This window comes from Mycobacterium timonense, assembly GCF_025821985.1.
Classification (GTDB): Bacteria; Actinomycetota; Actinomycetes; order Mycobacteriales; family Mycobacteriaceae; genus Mycobacterium; species Mycobacterium avium.
Genome location: NZ_JACKSY010000081.1, coordinates 1 through 4,340, shown reverse-complemented (window position 1 = coordinate 4,340; position 4,340 = coordinate 1). Strand labels below are relative to the sequence as shown.

Sequence of the window (4,340 nt, the reverse complement as noted above, 5' to 3'; positions counted from 1 at the left end):
CCCCCCCCCCCGGCTTCGCCGGAGGGAGGACCGCCGGCGCTGCCGGCGAGCGCACCCGGCGGCTCACGCCGCCTTGCTCGTGCTCTATGGTCGAGTTCTGTTGTGCGCCTTGCGTTTTCATCGTCACCGGCTCATTCCCGCTCGGGCTTCGCCCTTCGCTCTGCCGGATCGAATCTCTTTGCATATCAATCACTTTCACTACCAGCGTGGTCGCGACTTCGTCGCTATCCAATATCGTTATTCTACAGTCTGTTTCGTGTCTCCGCTCGGCTTCGCCGTGCTTAACATCAATACTACCAACATTTTTCGGACAATCGCAACGCTTATCGCTATCACTCAATATCCGTTCATACCAACCGAATACGAGACCACACCAACGCGGCGGGGCTCACGCCCCACCGCCCACCCCTGCCGCCCTTACCCCTCACTCCAACAACACACACACGCCACACCGTTGTTGAATCCGACGCACCACACCCCGCACACTCAACACCATGCGACTCCTCGTCCTCGCCGACACCGAACCCGACTGGACCTCCATCCCCCACGCCATCACCACCCACCACGCCGACACCCTCATCACCGCAGGAGACCTCAACCACACCTGGCTCAACAACGCCCACATCACCGACGCACCCGTACCCACCATCGGCATCCACGGCAACCACGACACCACCCCCTACCTAGCCACCCTCAACATCACCAACCTCCACCTCACCCCCACCACCATCAACGCCACAACGCCTGGCATACAACACGATTCATGCGCGATGGGAGGAGGAGCGCGCAGGTTCGGTGACGCCGTGCCACTGCCGAGCGTGCACTCCTCTTGCAAACAGTGAGCCGACGACCCGACGATAGAACGCGTGATTGACCAGGCCGAAGTGTGGATACAGCGAGCACGTCAGCTCTTAGGCACCTCAGTACCGCCAGAAGTCGTGTCAATGGCCAAGTAGAAGTCCCCGCTGGTGGCCAGCAGAAGTCCCCACTCCGCTGCGGGTGGTTGGCTAATTCTTGGCGGCTCCCTTCTTGTGGTCGGCGTGGCGCATCCGGTAGGACTCGCCGGAGGTGACGACGATGCTGGCGTGGTGCAGCAGCCGATCGAGGATGCTGGCGGCGGTGGTGTGCTCGGGCAGGAATCGCCCCCATTGTTCGAAGGGCCAATGCGAGGCGATGGCCAGGGAGCGGCGCTCGTAGCCGGCAGCCACGAGCCGGAACAACAGTTGAGTCCCGGTGTCGTCGAGCGGGGCGAAGCCGATCTCGTCCAAGATGACCAGATCCGCGCGGAGCAGGGTGTCGATGATCTTGCCGACGGTNTTGTCGGCCAGGCCGCGGTAGAGGACCTCGATCAGGTCGGCGGCGGTGAAGTAGCGGACTTTGAATCCGGCGTGGACGGCAGCGTGCCCGCAGCCGATGAGCAGGTGACTTTTGCCCGTACCAGGTGGGCCAATGACCGCCAGGTTCTGTTGTGCCCGAATCCATTCCAGGCTCGACAGGTAGTCGAACGTGGCTGCGGTGATCGACGATCCGGTGACGTCGAACCCGTCGAGGGTCTTGGTGACCGGGAAGGCTGCGGCCTTGAGACGGTTGGCGGTGTTGGAGGCATCGCGGGCAGCGATCTCGGCCTCAACCAACGTCCGCAGGATCTCCTCCGGTGTCCAGCGTTGCGTCTTGGCGACTTGCAACACCTCGGCGGCGTTGCGGCGCACCGTGGCCAGCTTCAACCGCCGCAGCGCCGCGTCAAGGTCAGCAGCCAGCGGTGCCGCCGAGGACGGTGCCACCGGCTTGGCAGCGGTGGTCATGAGGCCGTCCCGTCGGTGGTGTTGATCTTGTAGGCCTCCAACGAGCGGGTCTCGACGGTGGGCAGATCGAGCACGAGTGCGTCGCCGGCGGGGCGGGGTTGTGGGGTGCCGGCGCCGGCGGCCAGGATCGAGCGCACGTCGGCAGCGCGGAACCGGCGAAACGCAACCGCCCGGCGCAGCGCGTCAATCAAAGCCTGTTCGCCGTGGGCGCCGTGGGCGGCGCCAAGGCCGAGCAGAATGTCGAGTTCGGATTTCAGTCGGGTGTTGCCGATCGCAGCAGCACCGACGAGGAACTGCTGCGCTTCGGTTCCCAATGCGCAGAATCGTTTCTCTGCTTGGGTTTTCGGGCGAGGACCACGCGAGGGTGCGGGTCTGGGTCCGTCGTAGTGTTCATCGAGGATGGACACCTCACCTGGGCTGACGAGCTCGTGCTCGGCCACGATCACACCGGTCGCAGGTTCCAACAGGATCAGGGCGCCATGATCGACCACCACCGCCACGGTGGCACCGACGAGCCGCTGAGGCACCGAGTAACGAGCTGAGCCGTAACGGATGCACGAGAGGCCGTCGACCTTACGGCGCACCGACCCCGAGCCGATCGTCGGCCGCAGCGAGGGCAGCTCCCTCAAGACGGTGCGCTCGTCAACCAAGCGATCGTTGGGCACGGCGCAGATCTCCGAGTGGACCGTGGCATTGACCTCGGCGCACCATAGTTGCGCCTGGGCGTTGAGGGCACGTAGGTCGACCTGCTCACCGGCTAACGCAGCTTCGGTCAGCAGCGGCACCGCAAGGTCGTCCTGAGCGTAGCCACAGAGGTTCTCCACGATGCCCTTCGATTGCGGATCCGCACCGTGGCAGAAGTCCGGAACGAAGCCATAGTGGGACGCGAATCGCACATAATCCGGTGTTGGAACAACAACATTGGCGACGACACCACCTTTGAGGCAGCCCATCCGGTCGGCCAGGATCTTGGCCGGAACCCCACCGATCGCCTCGAGGGCTTCGGCGATCATCGCCAGCGTGGTCGAGGCTTTCTCGTCGGCGGCGAACCGCACAAACCGCCACCGCGAATAGGCCAGCACCGCGCAGAACACCATCAACCCCGGTGCAGCTTCGGCCCAATCCATCACCAGATAGTCACCGGGTGACCAGACCGCCGGACGGCGTTGATGCCGGTTAGCGTTGCGCCACAATACTTTCTGCTCGGCTACCAGGCGGCGGAAGTTACGGGCCGAGCCCTGATACCCGGCAGCTCGGGCGATCGGCAGCATCCGCTTCGCCGACATCTTGCCGTGTGATTTCTCGACTCGGGTGGCGACTAGATCGGTGAACGCGTCGAGGTTGCGTGGCCGTGGTTCCCGCGGGGGCGCGCCACCGGCCTCGGCCCGCTCGATGACCCGCTTGACCGTCTTGTGCGTAGTACCGCACAGCTCGGCCGCGCCGCGATACGACCCGACCTGGTGATACGCCGAAATGATGTTCATACGCTCCCTTGCAGACTTCAATAGAGCTCCCTGGGCGGTGATCAAGTGACAGTTGGCGCTATCACCGTCACCGCCCAGGCCCTCAGCTCCCGGAAAAGACACGACGAGCCCGCAAAGGAGTGGGGACTTCTACCTGGCCACCAGTGGGGACTTCCTACTGGCCACAGATGGGGACTTTCTCATGGCCATGGACAACGCGTGGACCGGTGAGGCCAGCGATCGGGCGCGTGACCTGGACGAGGCACTTGCTCAGCGGCGCCAGAGTTTGCGATCCGCCCACTCCTCAGTCGCGGATACGGTCCGCCAGGCCAACCTGCTCACCCAGAAGGCTCAGGGTGAGCTGGCGGCCGTCGAGCAGGCTTGGCAGCGGGATAAAGCGGCGTTCGCGCACATATCGGGCACCGCCGAAGGCCGAGCAGCACTGTTGCGGGCTGCGCAGTCACGGATCAATGAGGCGAGCCAGGTCGTCAGGGACGCTGCCGCGCAGTTCCAATTGGTCGCCGCCCAGGTGCATACGGCCACAAGCAGCGTCACAGCGCTCGATACCTACGCATCGACCGATGCCTCGCACATTCAGAACGTGAGCGCGGAAGCGCTTGGCGTGCGGTCAATTCCGCCGAAAACCGGCGACGACTGGGATCACATCGAGGAGATCCTGGAGCACTGGAACCGGACGAGTAACGCCGGCCTGCCGGCCATGCCCGATCCTTGGCCCCCCGAATTCTAAGGCCGCTCCACCCTAATCGTTGTTCAGCGGTTAGCGACGCGCATCCGCTCGACGATGTCGCGCCGAACCGCTTCGCCGCCGCGCCAGGCCCGCAGCCGGCCGACGTGGTACTCGTCCTCGCCGCCGCAGGTTAAGCCGGCCGGAGCCTCACACACTGGGCACTCGATCCCATATGGCACGCCCACCGTTGCCTTTTGGTGAGCGAATGTGAGTTCGCTTGCTCCATCAGGCAGCCTCGCCTTGCGGTGAGGCGGTCCCCGTCTGATCCACCGGGTGGTGGTGCGGGGTTGACGCTTCGTTGCCTGCTGCGTCGCCCGCTGGCGCGGG

General features: G+C 64.5%; 5 protein-coding genes and 1 pseudogene. 2 read left to right on the top strand and 4 right to left on the bottom strand.

Translation table 11 applies throughout. The features are described from left to right. On the bottom strand, positions 1-232 hold a 232-nt coding region (locus H7I87_RS19240), incomplete at its 3' end, for a hypothetical protein (protein WP_264002837.1). Positions 233-494: 262 nt separating this feature from the next. On the opposite strand from H7I87_RS19240, the gene H7I87_RS19235 reads away from it, so the two are divergent. Then, a complete protein-coding gene (locus H7I87_RS19235; protein ID WP_244179194.1) occupies positions 495-842 on the top strand; it encodes a hypothetical protein in 348 nt (115 codons plus the stop codon). Positions 843-1,007: 165 nt separating this feature from the next. Here H7I87_RS19235 and istB read toward each other — a convergent pair whose 3' ends face one another. Continuing rightward, positions 1,008-1,802, bottom strand: a complete 795-nt coding sequence (istB, locus tag H7I87_RS19230; protein ID WP_264002836.1) for an IS21-like element IS1612/ISMav1 family helper ATPase IstB — start codon at positions 1,800-1,802, stop codon at positions 1,008-1,010. After that, positions 1,799-3,307 (bottom strand): annotated as a pseudogene (gene istA, locus H7I87_RS19225) (IS21-like element ISMav1 family transposase). The gene istB and the pseudogene istA overlap by 4 nt, the downstream one beginning before the upstream one ends. Before the next feature lie 160 nt (positions 3,308-3,467). Here istA and H7I87_RS19220 point away from each other — a divergent pair. After that, the gene (locus tag H7I87_RS19220; protein ID WP_139800286.1) at positions 3,468-4,013 is read left to right on the top strand and encodes a hypothetical protein; all 546 of its coding nucleotides are present in this window, start codon (positions 3,468-3,470) and stop codon (positions 4,011-4,013) included. A gap of 23 nt (positions 4,014-4,036) precedes the next feature. On the opposite strand, the gene H7I87_RS19215 is transcribed toward H7I87_RS19220, so the two are convergent. Next, positions 4,037-4,168 (bottom strand): hypothetical protein, encoded by a 132-nt coding sequence (locus H7I87_RS19215; protein WP_264002835.1) that lies wholly within the window; start codon positions 4,166-4,168, stop codon positions 4,037-4,039. Positions 4,169-4,340: the final 172 nt, after the last annotated feature.